Consider the following 16683-nt stretch of genomic DNA (forward strand, 5'->3'; position numbering starts at 1 on the left):
TTCCTGGCCTTTTTTCATGGATAGCGTGCGATGAGCAACAGCCCTGCAATAACCGATTCGGCCCCCGCCAACCAACGTCAGGCCCTGCCACTGGGTGGCTTGCTGGCGTTGGCTTCGGCCGGGTTTATCACCATCCTCACCGAGGCAATGCCCGCCGGGCTCCTGCCGCAGATGAGCGACGGCCTGGGCGTCTCGCCGGCACTGGTGGGCCAGTTGGTCACCCTGTATGCCCTCGGCTCATTGCTCGCAGCCATTCCTCTCACGCTGCTGACCCGAGGCTGGCGTCGACGGCCATTGCTGCTGATTGCGATCGGAGGCTTTGCCTTGGTCAACAGCGTGACAGCGTTTTCCAGCCATTACGGGGTGACCCTGGTGGCACGTTTCTTCGCCGGTGTTTTCGCCGGGCTGCTCTGGGCGCTGCTGGCGGGATATGCCAGCCGCATGGTTGCGCCGCACCTGCAAGGGCGGGCGATTGCCGTGGCGATGCTCGGCGCTCCCCTCGCATTGTCTCTGGGTGTGCCGGCGGGCACGTTCCTGGGCACCACCGTTGGCTGGCGTTTGAGTTTCGCAATCATGACCGGGCTGACGCTGTTGCTGCTGATTTGGGCGCGCTGGCAGCTGCCGGATTTTGCAGGCGAACCTGCGGGAAAACGTCTGGGGCTGCGCCAGGTCCTGAATTTGCCAGGCATCCGTCCGGTGCTGTGGGTGACCTTTACCTACGTGCTGGCCCACAACATGCTCTATACCTACGTGGCGCCCCTGCTGGGGCCCGCCGGAATCGCCGCCGAGATTGATCGTGTGCTGCTGGTATTTGGCCTTGCCGCGCTGCTGAGCATTTGGCTGGCGGGCGTACTGATTGATCGATGGTTGCGGGTGTTGCTCGTGGCCAGCTGTACGCTGTTTGGCTTGATCGCCCTGGCGCTGGCGTTCTGGATCGAGTCGCCAGTGGTTGTCTACGGTGCCGTGGCGTTATGGGGCCTGGCGTTCGGCGGCCTGCCAGCGTTGCTGCAAACCGCACTGGCCAAGGCGGCCGGTGCATCGGCGGATGCAGCGCAGTCGATGCTGGTCACTGTATGGAACCTTGGGATTGCCGGCGGTGGGTTGGTCGGTGGCGTATTACTTCAAGGCTGGGGCGTCGGCACCTTCGCGTGGGCGGTTGTGCTGCTGATGCTATTGGCTGTGATCGCCAGTCTGAAGAGCAGCCAATAAAAAGCCCCCGGTCCTTTCAGAGCGGGGGCTTTTTACTTCAAACCGACATCAGAATTTCTTGATGTCAGCCTTGGTTTCCAACTGCTTGCGGTAGGCAGCAAAGTCTTGCTGGCCAATACGGGAAGCGAGGAAGCGGCGGTATTGCGCCTTTTCTTCGTCCGTAGGCGCAGCGGCTTCGTTGACGCCGTTCAAGCGCACGATCACCAGGCTACCGTCCGCCAGGGTCACGGTAGTGAAGGTCGGCTTGTCCTTGCTTGCAGGCTTGGGCATGCGGAACAGGGCTTGCAGCACGGCCGGGTCGATCGCTTCCTGGCTACGGGTAGCCGCTTCAGTGACTTTCCAGGCCTGGCCGTCGATCGGCTGGTTCAGCGCAGTTTTGCCATCACGCAGGCTGGCGATCAACTCGTCAGCATGAGCCTTGGCAGCCGCGCTGGCGCGCTCCTTGGTCATCTGCGCACGGATAGCGGCAGAGACGCTTTCCAGTGGCAATTGCGTAGGCTTCAGATGCTCTTTGGCCCGCAGCACAATGATGGTTTCCGGGTCCAGCTCAATGGCGGTGCTGTTGGCACCTTCATCCAGCACTTCCGGGCTGAATGCAGCAGTGACCACCGCACGGTTGGCGGCAACACCTTCGCCACCTTCACGGCCAAACGGCGCCGAGGTGTGCACGGTCAGCTTCAGGTCAGACGCCGGCTGAGCCAGGTCGGAGGCCTCGAATGCCGCATCTTCCAATTGCTTGGTAGCCTCGACAAAACGCTGCTCAACCTGCTGAGTTTTGAGCTCGCGCGTCAGCTTGTCTTTCAGGCTGGCGAACGATGGCACTTGCGGTGCTTCAACGCCCAACAGCTTGATCAGGTGCCAACCGAAGGTGGTGCGTACCGGCGCTGACACCTGGTCCTTGTTCAAGGCGTACAGGGCAGTTTCGAAGTCCGGATCGTAGACGCCAGGGCCCGCGAAGCCGAGGTCACCGCCATTGGCGGCCGAACCTGGGTCCTGGGAGAACTCCTTGGCCAGGGCGTCGAACTTCTCACCCTTGGCCAGGCGTGCCTGGATTTCTTCGATCTTGGCCTTGGCTTGCGCGTCGGTTGTCTTGTCGTTGACTTCAATCAGGATGTGCGCGGCACGACGCTGTTCAGCGAGGTTGGCGGTTTCTTTCTGATAGGCAGCCTGCAGCTCATCGTCCTTGACAGTGACCTGGTCGAAGAACGAAGACTTCTTCAATTCCAGGTAGTCGATAACCACCTGGTCCGGGGTCATGAACTCTTTGGCGTGCTGGTCGTAGTAAGCCTTGACCTCATCGTCGGTGAGCTTCACCGCCGTAGGATCGGCCTTGATGTTGACGGTGGCGAAGTCGCGGGTCTGTTTTTCCAGACGGGCGAATGCCAGCACTTCGGCGTCGGTGACAAAGCCGCTGCCGGCGAGACCTGCGCGAACCTGGCCGATCAGCATTTCCTGGGTCAGCATCTGACGGAATTGCAGACGGCTGTAGCCCAGTTGACGGATCACCTGGTCAAAGCGTTCGGCGTTGAACTGGCCGTCCACCTGGAATTCCGGCGTCTGCAGGATCACTTGGTCAAGCGCCGCTTCAGAGAAGCCGAACTTGGAATCGGCAGCACCTTGCAGCAGCAGTTTGCGATCGATCAGACCCTTGAGGGCCGCATCGCGCAGCAGTTTTTCGTCCAGCAGGGAAGCATCGAAATCCTTGCCCAGCTGTTGCATCAGCTGGCGACGTTGCATGTCGACGGCCTGGCTCAATTCGGTTTGGGTGATCTCTTCACCGTTGACCTTGGCCACGTCCTGCTTGTTGTTGGTCGAAGCCTGGAAAATGGCCTCGATACCGGTGAACGCCATCAATGCGACGATGATCCCGATAATGGTCTTGGCAATCCAGCCTTGTGAATTGTCCCTGATATTTTGCAGCATGCGTCCCCCAGAAACGGTTGATCTTCAAAAATTAGGCAACCGTGGAGCGTGGGTAGAGTCCGGATAGAAGAAAGGCGCATCCGAGGATGCGCCTTCTCGTAACTGGCGGAGCGGACGGGGGTTTGAACCAACACCCCAAGCCCTGGCGACCCGATGGATACTTGGGTCAGCTGCCGCTCCGCTGCCAGGCCAGACCTGCGTCTGACCCGGGTAGGTAAGGCTTGAGCGAAGCTTAGTTAACGGCTTCTTTCAGGGCTTTACCGGCTTTGAAACCTGGTTTCTTGGCAGCAGCGATTTGCAGTGCTTTGCCAGTCTGTGGGTTACGGCCAGTGCGAGCTGGGCGGTCGGTCACAGAAAAAGTACCGAAGCCTACCAGTACTACAGAGTCGCCGGCCTTCAGAGCGCCAGTGACGGATTCGATTACTGCGTCCAGCGCACGGCCAGCAGCAGCTTTCGGGATATCAGCGGATGCGGCGATAGCATCAATCAGTTCCGACTTGTTCACTCTAAGTCCCCTTATATATCTATTGAGTATGATTCTAAGTTTTTTGGTGAAAGCAAAAACCAGTGCTGAATGGCCTACAGACACTTAAGAGCCGCTTTATAACAAGGGCTCTAAAAAGCTGTCAAGGAAGCCACCCGGCTTAATCGCATTAATGCGTGCTAATTCTTTCCTTGGAATCAGACTCGCGTTTTTCATCCTTCGAGACTATCTCCGGAGCCACATCCGGCAAGGGCTCCGGCGCGTATTGCAGCGCAATTTGCAGGACCTCGTCAATCCATTTAACCGGTTTAATCTGAAGATCCTGCTTGATGTTGTCCGGAATTTCCTTCAAGTCGCGAACATTCTCTTCAGGAATGATCACCGTCTTGATACCACCGCGGTGTGCAGCGAGCAATTTCTCTTTCAGACCACCAATGGCCAATACCTGACCACGCAGGGTAATTTCCCCTGTCATTGCCACATCGGCTCGCACAGGTATGCCGGTCAACGCCGATACCAGTGCCGTGCACATGCCTACGCCAGCGCTAGGACCGTCTTTGGGCGTCGCCCCTTCCGGCATATGGATGTGGGTGTCGTGCTTCTCGTGGAAGTCCAGGGGAATCCCCAGGCTCTTGGCGCGGCTGCGCACCACGGTCTGTGCGGCAGTGATGGATTCGACCATCACATCACCCAGCGAACCGGTCTTGATCAACTGGCCTTTGCCCGGAATCACAGCGGCTTCGATGGTCAGCAATTCGCCACCCACCTGAGTCCACGCCAGGCCGGTCACCTGCCCTACCTGGTCTTGCTGCTCGGCCAGGCCGTAACGGAATTTCTTCACACCCAGGAAGTGTTCAAGGGAGTCGGCGACAACCTTCACAGAGAAGCGTTTTTCCAGCGCGTGTTCTTTGACCGCCTTGCGGCAAATCTTCGCAATCTGGCGCTCAAGGCCCCGTACACCCGCCTCGCGCGTGTAATAACGCACGATGTCGCGAATCGCTTCGACCTCAAACTCGATCTCGCCTTTTTTCAAGCCGTTGGCTGAAATCTGTTTAGGCGCGAGGTATTTGACGGCGATATTGATCTTCTCGTCTTCGGTGTAACCCGGCAGACGAATCACCTCCATCCGGTCCAGCAGCGCTGGCGGAATATTCATGGAGTTGGAGGTGCACAGGAACATTACATCGGACAGGTCGTAGTCGACTTCCAAGTAATGGTCGTTGAAATTGTGGTTCTGCTCGGGGTCGAGCACTTCGAGCAATGCAGAGGCTGGATCGCCGCGCATGTCGCTGCCCATTTTGTCGATTTCATCGAGCAGGAACAGCGGGTTGCGCACGCCCACCTTTGTCATCTTTTGAATCAATCTTCCTGGCATCGAACCGATGTAAGTACGGCGATGGCCACGAATTTCCGCTTCATCACGCACACCACCGAGGGCCATGCGCACGAATTTGCGGTTGGTAGCGTTGGCGATGGACTCAGCCAGGGACGTTTTACCGACCCCCGGAGGCCCCACCAGGCACAACACCGGACCACGAATTTTCTTCACGCGCTTTTGCACGGCGAGGTATTCGAGGATGCGTTCTTTGACCTCTTCGAGGCCGTAGTGGTCGGCGTCGAGGATGTCTTCAGCGCGCGCCAAGTCCAGACGCACTTTGGTCTGAGCCTTCCACGGCACCTGTACCAGCCAGTCGATGTAGGAACGCACCACGGTGGCTTCGGCGGACATTGGCGACATTTGCTTGAGCTTGTTCAGCTCAGCAGTGGCCTTGGTCAGCGCGTCTTTTGGCAGGCCGGCAGCATCGATGCGCTTTTTCAGCTCTTCGATTTCATTGTGGCCGTCCTCGCTGTCACCGAGTTCTTTCTGAATGGCCTTCATCTGCTCATTCAGGTAGTACTCGCGCTGGCTGCGCTCCATCTGTTTTTTCACGCGACCGCGGATGCGTTTTTCAACCTGCAGCAGGTCGATCTCGCCATCCAGCAGCGCCAGTACGTGCTCGACACGAGCCGGCAAGTCGATAATTTCGAGGATGTCTTGCTTCTGCTCGATTTTCAGCGCCATGTGCGCGGCCATGGTATCGACCAGGCGGCTTGGCTCATCAATGCTGTTGAGAGAGGACAGGACTTCAGCCGGGACTTTTTTGCCCAACTGCACATACTGCTCGAACTGCGAGAGCAGGCTGCGCACAAACACTTCAGATTCACGCTCAGGGGCTTCGACTTCGTCGATCAGCGCCACTTCGGCGCGCAGGTGGCCGTCCACCTCCATGAAACGCTCGACCGCGCCACGTTGCTCACCTTCCACCAGCACCTTGACGGTGCCATCGGGCAGCTTGAGCAATTGCAGGACGGTAGCAACGGTACCGACGCGATACAGGGCGTCTTCGCCTGGATCATCATCAGCAGGATTTTTCTGGGCCAACAGCAGGATCTGCTTGTCGCCCGTCATCGCGGCCTCGAGGGCTTCGATAGACTTCTCGCGCCCCACGAACAGCGGGATAACCATGTGCGGATAGACGACGACATCACGCAACGGCAGGAGAGGCAATTCGATGGTTGTCTTCATGATTTCGCCTCTATGACAGTTGAAAAGTAAGCTTGAAAACAAGATGGGGGCTGCATGCAAAAAAAACAAGCTCAATGCCAGCAGTTAAACGCATGAATAAACGCGAATTAAAAAAACTGCTGCAAAAAACAGCCCCAAAAAAGAAGGGGCCCCGAAAGGCCCCTTGCTTGTACTGCAACTGCAAAACGCTTAAGCGTCTGGCGCAGCCTTGGCAGCCGGCTCACTGTTTTCGTAGATATACAGTGGCTTGGATTTGCCTTCGATAACGCTTTCGTCGATCACCACTTTACTCACCTCGGACTGCGAGGGGATTTCGTACATGGTGTCGAGCAAAACGCCTTCGAGAATCGAGCGTAAACCACGTGCACCGGTCTTGCGCTCCAGTGCCCGCTTGGCCACTGATTTGAGTGCGTCGGTACGAAACTCGAGGTCTACACCTTCCATTTCGAACAGCTTGGCGTATTGCTTGGTCAGGGCGTTTTTCGGCTCGGTGAGGATCTGAATCAAAGCAGCCTCATCCAGCTCGTCCAACGTGGCCAGGACCGGCAGACGGCCAACGAATTCCGGGATCAGACCGAACTTGACCAGATCGTCAGGCTCGACTTCACGCAGGGACTCGCCCACCTTCTTGCCTTCTTCCTTGCTGCGCACTTCCGCACCGAAACCGATGCCGCCACGCGTGGAACGTTGCTGAATAACCTTTTCCAGACCGGAAAACGCACCGCCACAGATGAACAGGATGTTGCGCGTATCAACCTGAAGGAATTCCTGTTGCGGGTGCTTGCGACCACCTTGAGGCGGAACGGAAGCAACCGTGCCTTCGATCAGTTTCAACAGGGCCTGCTGCACGCCTTCACCAGATACATCGCGGGTGATCGACGGGTTGTCGGACTTGCGCGAAATCTTGTCGATTTCGTCGATGTAGACAATACCCATCTGGGCCTTCTCTACGTCGTAGTCGCACTTCTGTAGCAGTTTCTGAATGATGTTCTCGACGTCCTCACCCACGTAGCCAGCCTCGGTGAGGGTGGTGGCGTCGGCGATGGTGAACGGAACGTTCAACAGGCGAGCGAGGGTTTCTGCAAGCAAGGTTTTACCCGAGCCTGTAGGGCCGATCAGCAAGATGTTGCTCTTGCCGAGTTCGACTTCGTCACCTTTCTTGTCACGCTGGTTCAAGCGCTTGTAGTGGTTGTACACCGCTACGGCCAGAACCTTCTTTGCACGCTCTTGACCAATCACATACTGATCAAGGATGCCGCTGATTTCTTTAGGCGAAGGCAATTTATGCGCGCTGCTTTCGGCCTGAGCTTCCTGCACCTCCTCGCGGATGATGTCATTGCACAGGTCGACGCACTCGTCGCAGATAAACACCGAGGGGCCGGCAATCAATTTGCGTACTTCATGCTGGCTTTTGCCGCAGAAGGAGCAATAGAGCAGCTTGCCGTTGTCCTCGCCGTTGCGGGTGTCAGTCATTCGTTCGATCCAAATCCGATAGGCTTGCAACACAAGATGAAGGCTTATGCGGGCTTTTTCAAGCCCGCCGGTGGTCGGACATGCCGACCAGCCCTATTTTGAGGTGCTTATATTAAGCGGGGCGCTTTTCGATCACTGCGTCGATCAACCCATAGGCGCGTGCAGCTTCCGCGCTCATGAAGTTGTCGCGATTGGTGTCACGCTCGATTTCTTCCAGGGTGTGCCCGCTGTGCTTGGCCATCAACGTGTTGAGGCGCTCACGAATAAACAGGATTTCCTTGGCGTGAATTTCGATGTCCGACGCCTGGCCCTGGAAGCCGCCCAGCGGCTGGTGAATCATCACGCGCGAGTTAGGCAAGCAGTAACGCTTGCCCTCGGCACCCGCGGTGAGCAGGAACGCGCCCATGCTGCAGGCCTGACCGATGCAGGTCGTCGACACGTTTGGCTTGATGAACTGCATGGTGTCGTAGATCGACATACCCGCCGTCACCGAACCGCCCGGGGAGTTGATGTAAAGATGGATGTCCTTGTCCGGGTTTTCCGCTTCAAGGAACAGCAGTTGCGCGCAGATCAGGTTGGCCATGTAGTCCTCTACAGGGCCGACCAGAAAGATCACTCGTTCCTTGAGCAGGCGCGAGTAGATGTCATAGGCGCGTTCGCCACGAGCAGATTGCTCGACAACCATCGGGACCAGGCCGCCTGCGGCCTGGATATCAGAGTTCTGCTGAATATAGGAATTACGGAACATGCTCTGCAGTTACTCCCAAATAGTCATGTCTTGAAAACGCATAAGCCAGCGCGAGGCTGGCTTATGGTTGTATTTCGAACGAGTTGGACAATCAGTCGGCTTGTGCTGCTTCCGCCGGTTTGACTGCTTCTTCGTAAGAGACCGCTTTGTCGGTCACCTTAGCCTTCTGCAGAACAGTATCCACAACTTGTTCTTCCAGCACAACCGAACGTACTTCGTTCAGCTGCTGGTCGTTCTTGTAGTACCAAGCCACGACCTGCTCTGGCTCCTGGTAGGCGGAAGCCATTTCCTGGATCATTTCGCGAACGCGATCTTCGTCAGGCTTGAGGTCGAATTGCTTGACCACTTCAGCCACGACCAGACCCAGCACAACGCGGCGCTTGGCTTGCTCTTCGAACAGCTCGGCCGGCAGTTGGTCAGGCTTGATGTTGCCACCGAACTGCTGAACCGCTTGAACGCGCAGGCGATCCACTTCGTTGGACAGCAGAGCCTTAGGCACTTCGATCGGGTTGGCGGCCAGCAGACCGTCCATGACCTGGTTCTTGACCTTGGACTTGATGGCCTGACGCAGTTCGCGCTCCATGTTCTTGCGAACTTCGGTGCGGAAGCCGTCGATACCGGTTTCCTTGATACCGAATTGAGCGAAGAACTCTTCGTTCAGCTCTGGCAGCTTAGGCTCGGAAACACTGTTGACGGTCACGGTGAACTCGGCGGCTTTGCCGGCCAGGTCCAGGTTCTGGTAGTCAGCAGGGAACGTCAGGCTCAGAACGCGCTCTTCGCCAGCTTTGGCGCCAACCAGGCCGTCTTCGAAGCCAGGGATCATGCGGTTGGAACCCAGCACCAGCTGAGTGCCCTTGGCGGAGCCGCCAGCGAATACTTCGCCGTCAACCTTGCCAACGAAATCGATGTTCAACTGGTCTTCGTTCTGAGCAGCGCGATCGACCGCTTCGAAACGGGTGTTCTGCTTGCGCAGGATTTCCAGCATGTTGTCCAGGTCGGCATCGGCCACTTCAGCGCTCAGGCGCTCTACGGCGATGTCTTCGAAACCGGCAACAGTGAACTCCGGGAACACTTCGAATACGGCAACGTATTCCAGGTCTTTGCCGGCTTCCAGGGATTTAGGTTCGATCGAAGGCGAGCCAGCCGGGTTCAGCTTGTGCTCGACAACAGCTTCGTAGAACGAAGCCTGGATCACGTCACCTACAGCTTCCTGACGCGCATCGGCGCCAAAACGACGCTTGATTTCGCTCATTGGCACTTTGCCTGGACGGAAACCAGCGATCTTGGCCTTTTGGGCAGTCTGCTGCAGACGCTTGTTGACCGCAGTCTCAATACGCTCTGCCGGCACGGTGATGCTCAGGCGGCGCTCGATAGCAGTAGTATTTTCAACAGAAACTTGCATGGATATTCCTCGTTGCACAGACGTTAGCCGGCCGTTTCCGACCCCAGAATCAAGGGCATGCATTCTAGTGGGTCAAACTCAAGAAGTCACCCTACTGAAAACGGGTAGAAAAACAGCAGGCCATTTATAGGTTCAAGTGCACGCATGCACTTTATCCCGTTAGCAAATACAGCTCATCACGCCAGGGCTCTGCATCAGCCTTCTATATATAGAAGAGCGTAGATGCGCCCCCTTGGCGACCGACCTTGCGTGCAAGGCCGAAGGGCGCGGCAGCAGCATCGAGACACACAAATACGACGAAACGCCCCACCCTGGAAACTCAAGACACTTAAACAAAAACGGCACAGCCCTTTTCAGGTACTGCGCCGTTATTCGCTATTAAATAGCTGCACTGACCCTGATATAGCCGAGAATCAGTTCTACACGCTCAAAACCGGCAACGATTCTAACGCCAAGGCATTGAGAATGCTTGCTTTTTCTTGGCGTCAAGACACCGCACACGACAGATCGGAAATTTTCGGCGCAAAAAAAAGCGCCAGATCATTGATCTGGCGCTTTTTCTGAATATGGGGTGGACGAAGGGGATCGAACCCTCGACAACGGGAGTCACAATCCCGTGCTCTACCAACTGAGCTACGCCCACCATATTGCATTAACAAAGAACCCAAACATCTTCTTTGTCGAACCTCGCATCCCCTGATGGCGGTGCAAAGCTTTAATTGGTGCGGATGAAGAGACTCGAACTCTTACGCCTCGCGGCGCTGGAACCTAAATCCAGTGTGTCTACCAATTCCACCACATCCGCGCTTGAAGCTCTTAAAGCAAAGGCGCCAGATGATTAATCTGGCGCCTTTTAAAATATGGGGTGGACGAAGGGGATCGAACCCTCGACAACGGGAGTCACAATCCCGTGCTCTACCAACTGAGCTACGCCCACCATATAGCGCTACTTGTGCCAAAGCTGCCTAATGGCGCACCCGGCAGGACTCGAACCTGCGACCATCCGCTTAGAAGGCGGATGCTCTATCCAGCTGAGCTACGGGCGCCTGATTAATCTGTATTCTTGGAGGATTACAAACTAAGTGCTTCCAGCCTTGCACGACAACAATTGTGCTCGACCTTCTTAACCAGTGCTAGGCTGTGCCCGACAAGTGCGACGAATAGTATAGACGCCTCGGAAACCCGTCAAATCTTTTTTGAAAAAAATTCATTTTATTTAAGGGGTTAGGGCAATTTGCAGACCAAGCGCCTTTGCCCTCACGTCTTGGCATGCGAGAATGCGCGCACTTTTCTTCCCCCTCTCGATGGTTAATCACGCGTAATGACTGCACAACTTATCGACGGCAAATCAATCGCCGCCAGCCTGCGCCAGCAGATCGCCAAACGAGTCACCGAGCGTAGCCAGCAAGGCCTGCGCACGCCTGGCCTCGCGGTGATCCTGGTCGGCAGCGATCCTGCCTCTCAGGTTTATGTCTCGCACAAGCGTAAAGACTGTGAAGAGGTCGGCTTTATTTCCAAGGCCTACGACCTGCCGGAAGACACCACCCAGCAGGCCCTGACCGACCTGATCGACAGCCTCAATGACGACCCGGGCATCGACGGCATCCTGCTGCAGCTGCCACTGCCCGAGCACCTGGATGCTTCCAAACTGCTGGAGCGCATCCGTCCCGACAAAGACGTCGACGGTTTCCACCCGTATAACGTCGGCCGCCTGGCCCAGCGTATCCCGCTGCTGCGCCCGTGCACCCCGAAAGGCATCATGACCCTGCTGGAAAGCACCGGCGTCGATCTGTACGGCCTCGATGCCGTCGTCGTCGGCGCGTCCAACATTGTCGGTCGCCCGATGGCCATGGAGTTGCTGCTGGCTGGCTGCACCGTGACCGTCACTCACCGTTTCACCAAAGACCTCGCTGGCCATGTCGGCCGCGCCGACCTGGTAGTGGTGGCTGCCGGCAAACCCGGCCTGGTCAAAGGTGAGTGGATCAAAGAAGGCGCCATCGTCATCGACGTGGGCATCAACCGCCAGGAAGACGGCAAGCTCGTCGGCGACGTGGTGTACGAAACCGCCCTGCCCCGCGCCGGCTGGATTACACCAGTGCCAGGCGGGGTTGGCCCGATGACTCGAGCATGCCTGCTGGAAAACACCTTGTACGCGGCAGAAACACTGCACGACTGATAAGTGACTGCCATGAAAAGCCCCGCCTGACAGCGGGGCTTTTTTATTGGGCGCAATTAACCGACGACGATGCGTCGTACCTGCCGGTGGCAACGCTACCCGCCTGGCCTGCCTCGTTTACAACACTGAAAGTGGGCCATTTGCCTGTAAGCACCCTGCCCTGACTATGTGGGCAACTTCACCCGGCGCACGCGGGTAAAACCGTCGGCCTAAGCCGCCTTGAAAAAAACCTGGCGCGATGACCAGGTTTTTCTAAAAATCGGTACAACCCTGACCAATCACCGGCTTACAGCCTTTCTTTAAAGGCTCTCTATCGCTTTCTGATCCATACTCCTAATATTAATTTCGTGTATTCGTAAGTTTTCCAAAGTGGCCAAACCCAGCAAATTAAGGGGTTTGGCCACTTTGGGATACCCACCATTCGATAGCGGAACGCAGTCAGTGGTACAAGAATTGGTACGAGATCCATCCCCACCCCGGCGTCCTGCCGACCGAACACGACCCTCCCAAATAACACCGGTTGCTAAGCTGTTCACTCCACCAGAGAAACGCAAATGCCAAACTCAAACCTACTCCCTTCACTGTTGGAAGATGTGGTTCCAGCCATTGTTACGGTGGGCAGCGCCCATAAAAAGCCTGCAGCTCTACCTCGGTGAGCTGCAAAAGATGATCTGCGAGCAGTATCTACCTGCGTTCGAGGAGGTCGGCTCTAAGCCGTGAAAATCTACGTCTTACGCAACCACATCGAATGTGTGTTGGCCAAACGCTTACCAAAGGTTAGCGTGATGGCTGAACCAAACCGCAGAAACGCAAAAGCCCCGCTAATGCAGGGCTTTCGTTTGAATCTTAACGGTAGACCGGGGAGTCGAACCCTGGAGATGCTATCAACGTCCGACGGCTTTCAAGACCGCTATGCAACTGCCCGCAGGCCGTGGCCTTTTAATGTTCATTGATTCGCGTGAGGCGAGTATTGCACCAGAGATGGACGTCTTTTTCAGTATTTCCCTCACTGGCAAAAGACTCACCCTCACGCGGAATCATTACTTGGCTTGGCGAAGCACGAGCTCCGAGAGACGGGTCTTAACCCGGAAGCAGAACTCGCGAATTTGAAATTGATAAGCGGGCATGACCATGTGGTTTAAATCGGGACCTAATGAGTCTTTGATTTCCATGTACTTGGCCGTCTTGGCAGCAATGGCCTGGTATTCCGCCTCGTATTTGTTGTAAGACACTTTGTTGTAGACCTTTAAGACATCCAGCTCTTTACGGCATTGCTCAGCGCGATTTTGGTTCAGGTCTGTTTCTGATTCTGCCTGCGCGGATTCCGGAGCGGCAGGGACATGTGAATCAGCACGGGCGTTCGCAGGCGCAGCCTCGTAGCGGACTGTCCAGTTTTCTGGAGTGGTGTGTGCGACTTCAGGGGGGGCTTCCTGGACGACGGCAGGAGGTGGAGCCACGTCAGGTTTTTCTGGCGTTTTCGTAGCGCATCCCGAGAGGGCCAGTCCTACCACTACAACGATGCCACACATTTTATCCATCGGTTCCACCAATAGTCCATTACGGTTGGCTGAGTCGTTAGGTTCTGGGTAAAAGTATTAACTCACTCAATGATCGAGTGAAATTTTCTACCAGCCTCAAGGCGCTCAGCCCCTCTTCCTTGAGTACGCAGATAAACGATAATAGTAAAAAAACAAAAACATGACGAGTAAAAGCTCGCCAGAAAGGCTACAAATTTAATCGGTTAAATTAGTGTGGGGCCACGCTGCGCATGCGCCTGGTGGTGGCCCGTGTAAATCGCAGCGCCGATGGGGATGGCTGCCATTGTGGGCCAAGGGCAAGCGCCCCGAACCAATTGACGCCATTATAGGGGCGGTCACCAAATGGATTTACCGAAGGATTGGTGAGGAAGCCAAGCCCTTCGAATAGTCAAGGTTTCGGCCCCCATGAGAAACCGTCTTACGCCATCAACCCCCAGAAACGCAAAAGCCCCGCTTTCGCGAGGCTTTTGTGTAAATCTTGGCGGGAAACTAGGGATTCGAACCCTGGGAACGCTATTAACGTTCGCCAGTTTTCAAGACCGCTACGCATATAAAGACGGGCTGACGCCTTGAGGGCCAGCATAGTTCCTTTTCTCGAAGCAATTGATAAGGCTTGAAGGCGCATTCCACGTGGGGTACTTTTTTAGTTTAGGAACTGCTTTTCTAAGCAAATTGCCCCATAAAAAACCCAGCTAGCACTCCAGACCACCCAGGTCAACAAAAACTTGACAGGCCGTTTTTTTTATGAGATGATTTTATAGATTAGTGTTTTTAGCTAGTGTGTTTCTGAGTTCGAATCTCAGTGCCTTGCTGTTCCCCCTACTGTTTCTTAGTTTTTTGCGTTTCATCAGCGTTTTAGTGCAAAAAAAATCAGAACAGAGCTTTAAATCAACAAAAAAGGGGGCACTTATGAATAATAAATCTCAACGTCGTACAAAAAGCAATGTCATCACTTATGTTGCATGTTTTTTTGAGACAGTATGGGCAGCAATGGTATCGGTAATGGCGGCCAGCACGAGCGGTGTACAGGGTATCCTGTCACTAGCTAAGAACATTATTTCTCTTCGCTGATTCCTGCGCACCTTTAATTAGATGCTTCGGCCTCACTTCTCAAATACCTTCTGACTGGTACTCTTATTCCTTCTTAGGAGAACCAGACATGCCCAACTCAGACCTGCTCCCCTCTCTTCTGTCCAAGCTCTACGAAAACCAGCTGGCCCTTGAGGCTTCCATCATTGAGATATCGAACTGGATCGAGCAGCGTGGCTCCGCCGAGGTAGCCGAGAACGTGCGCGGAGCTCTGGACACCATTGATGACAACGAGAAGTTCATCAAGCTGACCCTGGCGGTCCTTATGTCGCCCGAGTGAAGTTGATCTGACGCTGAGCGCTTCACTACTTGCAAGCAACTGACCACAGCTGATCGAGCTTCGTAGTGTAGCTCTGGCTCATCATGTCCCGGCGCATCCCCCAGTCGGGGTTTGTCGGTACACTGGCCGATCGCAGCGTCCCCCTTCCCCACCTGTCATTGATCTGGTCCAGCACGGTCATCACTCTGGTGGCCTCGACTGGCTGAGACACCGCGAATAGATCGTCCGTGTATTCACCTGGCTGGCAAAGGTTGAGCAACATCACCTCGGCTTTACTGTACTTGAAGCCAGGTCGAAAAATCCGGTCAAGGGCGTCAACTGCAGCCTTTGTCAGCAGGCGCACGTCGTCAGTTGGATACGGCATATCCACCACTACCCCATTGGCATACTTGGCTTCTTCGGGGTTGAACATGCCTGTGCGGATGCAGACACGGACCTTTTTGCACAGCGAGTTTTGAGCTCGCAGCTTTTCAGAGGCGCGCATCATGTAGGTGGCCACCGCCTCCTTGATCGGCGGCAACTCGGTAAGGCGCTTTCCGAACATCCGGCTACAACAGATTTCCTGCTTGGGTGGGTCGGGCTCGTCCAGTTCCAGGCATGAGGTGCCGGCCAGTTCGCGGGCGGTCTTCTCGATGACCACGCTGAATTTTTTGCGAAGCGTCCAGGGGTCGGCCTTGGCCAGATCCATCGCTGTCTTGATGCCCATCGTGTCCAGGTGAAGCTTCATCTTCCGGCCGACACCCCACACCTCTGAGACGTCGGTGTTGCGCAATACCCAGTCACGCTTTACCGGGTCAGTGATATTCACTACACCGCCGGTCTGGGCCTGCAGGCGCTTCGCTGTGTGGTTGGCCAGCTTGGCCAGGGTCTTTGTGTGGGCGATTCCGACGCCCACCGGGATTCCGGTACACTGAAAGACCCGTGCGCGGATCTGGCGTCCGAGGACATCCAGGCTGGCAATACCGCTCAGGTCGGCGAAGGCCTCATCAATGCTGTAGATCTCGACGGCGGGCACCATGCTCTCGATCAGCGTCATGACCCGCTCACTCATGTCCCCGTACAGGGCATAATTTGATGAAAACGAGACAATGCCGTGCTGCTTGAGCTTGTGCTTGATCTGGAAATACGGCTCGCCCATCTTGATGAAAGGCTTCGCGTCGTAGCTTCGGGCGATGACACAGCCGTCGTTGTTGCTTAGCACCACGATTGGCACCTTTGCCAAGTCAGGGCGGAACACACGCTCGCAGCTTGCATAAAAGCTGTTGCAGTCAATCAGCGCAAAGACAGGTGTCTGTTCAAACATGGCTGCGTACGGTGCTGGTGATCACGCCCCAAATCGACAGCTCGTCGCCCTCCAGAATGTACCGCGCCGGGTATTTCGGGTTCTCCGACAGAAGGATCACCTCTCTCCCGCGCTTACACAGACGTTTGCAGATGGGGTCATTATTCAGCAGCGCCACCACTACATGCCCGTGTGCCGGCTCAATAGACCGGTCCACAACCGCCAGGTCACCCTCAAAAATTCCCGCGCCCTGCATGCTCTCGCCAGTGATGGCGATCAGATAGACGTGCGGCGCCCTGATATTTAAGACCTCATCCAATGAGATGTTCTGCTCAATATGGTCGGCCGCCGGCGATGGAAAGCCAGCTGGTACCCGAAAAGAGCAAAAGGGCAGCTTCGTGCCGCCCTCGGCGATAGGACCTAAAATTGCGAAGCTCATGATGCAGCCTTTTACATACACTGTACGAATGTACAGTTAATAACGCAGATGGCTTGCGGTCAATTTGGCGTAAG

At 55.8% G+C, this 16683-nt stretch carries 12 protein-coding genes and 4 tRNA genes; 3 read left to right on the top strand and 13 right to left on the bottom strand.

Annotated features, from left to right (window positions below; genetic code table 11):
• Positions 1-30 precede the first annotated feature (30 nt).
• Positions 31-1209, top strand: coding sequence for an MFS transporter (locus ABWL43_RS17995; protein WP_404483411.1), 1179 nt, complete (start codon positions 31-33; stop codon positions 1207-1209).
• A 48-nt stretch (positions 1210-1257) separates the two neighbouring features.
• On the opposite strand, the gene ABWL43_RS18000 is transcribed toward ABWL43_RS17995, so the two are convergent.
• The 10 genes from ABWL43_RS18000 to ABWL43_RS18045 form a co-directional block, all read right to left on the bottom strand.
• Entirely contained in the window at positions 1258-3132 is a 1875-nt protein-coding gene (locus tag ABWL43_RS18000; protein ID WP_145163929.1) for a SurA N-terminal domain-containing protein, read from the bottom strand.
• Between the two features lie 232 nt (positions 3133-3364).
• On the bottom strand, positions 3365-3637 hold the full coding sequence (locus tag ABWL43_RS18005; RefSeq protein ID WP_003174819.1) for an HU family DNA-binding protein: 273 nt from the start codon (positions 3635-3637) through the stop codon (positions 3365-3367).
• A 148-nt stretch (positions 3638-3785) separates the two neighbouring features.
• On the bottom strand, positions 3786-6182 hold the full coding sequence (gene lon, locus ABWL43_RS18010; RefSeq protein WP_119739770.1) for an endopeptidase La: 2397 nt from the start codon (positions 6180-6182) through the stop codon (positions 3786-3788).
• A 189-nt stretch (positions 6183-6371) separates the two neighbouring features.
• Positions 6372-7655 (bottom strand): ATP-dependent Clp protease ATP-binding subunit ClpX, encoded by a 1284-nt coding sequence (gene clpX / locus ABWL43_RS18015; RefSeq protein WP_017136464.1) that lies wholly within the window; start codon positions 7653-7655, stop codon positions 6372-6374.
• Between the two features lie 112 nt (positions 7656-7767).
• Positions 7768-8403 (bottom strand): ATP-dependent Clp endopeptidase proteolytic subunit ClpP, encoded by a 636-nt coding sequence (clpP, locus tag ABWL43_RS18020; RefSeq protein WP_083357884.1) that lies wholly within the window; start codon positions 8401-8403, stop codon positions 7768-7770.
• A gap of 91 nt (positions 8404-8494) precedes the next feature.
• The gene (gene tig, locus ABWL43_RS18025) at positions 8495-9805 is read right to left on the bottom strand and encodes a trigger factor (protein WP_404483415.1); all 1311 of its coding nucleotides are present in this window, start codon (positions 9803-9805) and stop codon (positions 8495-8497) included.
• Between the two features lie 567 nt (positions 9806-10372).
• Positions 10373-10448, bottom strand: a tRNA-His gene (locus tag ABWL43_RS18030).
• Between the two features lie 77 nt (positions 10449-10525).
• A tRNA-Leu gene (locus tag ABWL43_RS18035) sits at positions 10526-10610 on the bottom strand.
• A 56-nt stretch (positions 10611-10666) separates the two neighbouring features.
• Positions 10667-10742: transfer RNA gene (locus tag ABWL43_RS18040), tRNA-His, on the bottom strand.
• Positions 10743-10774: 32 nt separating this feature from the next.
• Positions 10775-10851 (bottom strand) — tRNA-Arg (locus ABWL43_RS18045).
• A 275-nt stretch (positions 10852-11126) separates the two neighbouring features.
• On the opposite strand from ABWL43_RS18045, the gene folD reads away from it, so the two are divergent.
• Entirely contained in the window at positions 11127-11981 is an 855-nt protein-coding gene (folD, locus tag ABWL43_RS18050; protein WP_106578848.1) for a bifunctional methylenetetrahydrofolate dehydrogenase/methenyltetrahydrofolate cyclohydrolase FolD, read from the top strand.
• Between the two features lie 1040 nt (positions 11982-13021).
• On the opposite strand, the gene ABWL43_RS18055 is transcribed toward folD, so the two are convergent.
• Positions 13022-13528 (bottom strand): hypothetical protein, encoded by a 507-nt coding sequence (locus ABWL43_RS18055; protein ID WP_256680491.1) that lies wholly within the window; start codon positions 13526-13528, stop codon positions 13022-13024.
• Between the two features lie 1150 nt (positions 13529-14678).
• Here ABWL43_RS18055 and ABWL43_RS18060 point away from each other — a divergent pair.
• Positions 14679-14888 (top strand): hypothetical protein, encoded by a 210-nt coding sequence (locus ABWL43_RS18060; protein ID WP_404483417.1) that lies wholly within the window; start codon positions 14679-14681, stop codon positions 14886-14888.
• A gap of 25 nt (positions 14889-14913) precedes the next feature.
• Here ABWL43_RS18060 and umuC read toward each other — a convergent pair whose 3' ends face one another.
• On the bottom strand, positions 14914-16191 hold the full coding sequence (gene umuC, locus ABWL43_RS18065; protein WP_404483419.1) for a translesion error-prone DNA polymerase V subunit UmuC: 1278 nt from the start codon (positions 16189-16191) through the stop codon (positions 14914-14916).
• Positions 16184-16609 carry a LexA family protein gene (locus ABWL43_RS18070; RefSeq protein WP_369301025.1) on the bottom strand — a complete coding sequence of 142 codons (426 nt, stop codon included), beginning with the start codon at positions 16607-16609 and terminating at the stop codon, positions 16184-16186. The genes umuC and ABWL43_RS18070 overlap by 8 nt, the downstream gene beginning before the upstream one ends.
• Positions 16610-16683 lie beyond the last annotated feature (74 nt).

The organism is Pseudomonas sp. HT11 (genome assembly GCF_044875395.1).
Taxonomy (GTDB): domain Bacteria; phylum Pseudomonadota; class Gammaproteobacteria; order Pseudomonadales; family Pseudomonadaceae; genus Aquipseudomonas.

Excerpts from the sequence above, each read along its gene's own strand:
- ABWL43_RS17995 (WP_404483411.1), top strand. The coding sequence starts at position 31 with ATGAGCAACAGCCCTGCAATAACCGATTCGGCCCCCGCCAACCAACGT.
- ABWL43_RS18000 (WP_145163929.1), bottom strand. The coding sequence starts at position 3,132 with ATGCTGCAAAATATCAGGGACAATTCACAAGGCTGGATTGCCAAGACC.
- lon (WP_119739770.1), bottom strand. The coding sequence starts at position 6,182 with ATGAAGACAACCATCGAATTGCCTCTCCTGCCGTTGCGTGATGTCGTC.
- clpX (WP_017136464.1), bottom strand. The coding sequence starts at position 7,655 with ATGACTGACACCCGCAACGGCGAGGACAACGGCAAGCTGCTCTATTGC.
- clpP (WP_083357884.1), bottom strand. The coding sequence starts at position 8,403 with ATGTTCCGTAATTCCTATATTCAGCAGAACTCTGATATCCAGGCCGCA.
- tig (WP_404483415.1), bottom strand. The coding sequence starts at position 9,805 with ATGCAAGTTTCTGTTGAAAATACTACTGCTATCGAGCGCCGCCTGAGC.
- folD (WP_106578848.1), top strand. The coding sequence starts at position 11,127 with ATGACTGCACAACTTATCGACGGCAAATCAATCGCCGCCAGCCTGCGC.
- ABWL43_RS18060 (WP_404483417.1), top strand. The coding sequence starts at position 14,679 with ATGCCCAACTCAGACCTGCTCCCCTCTCTTCTGTCCAAGCTCTACGAA.
- umuC (WP_404483419.1), bottom strand. The coding sequence starts at position 16,191 with ATGTTTGAACAGACACCTGTCTTTGCGCTGATTGACTGCAACAGCTTT.
- ABWL43_RS18070 (WP_369301025.1), bottom strand. The coding sequence starts at position 16,609 with ATGAGCTTCGCAATTTTAGGTCCTATCGCCGAGGGCGGCACGAAGCTG.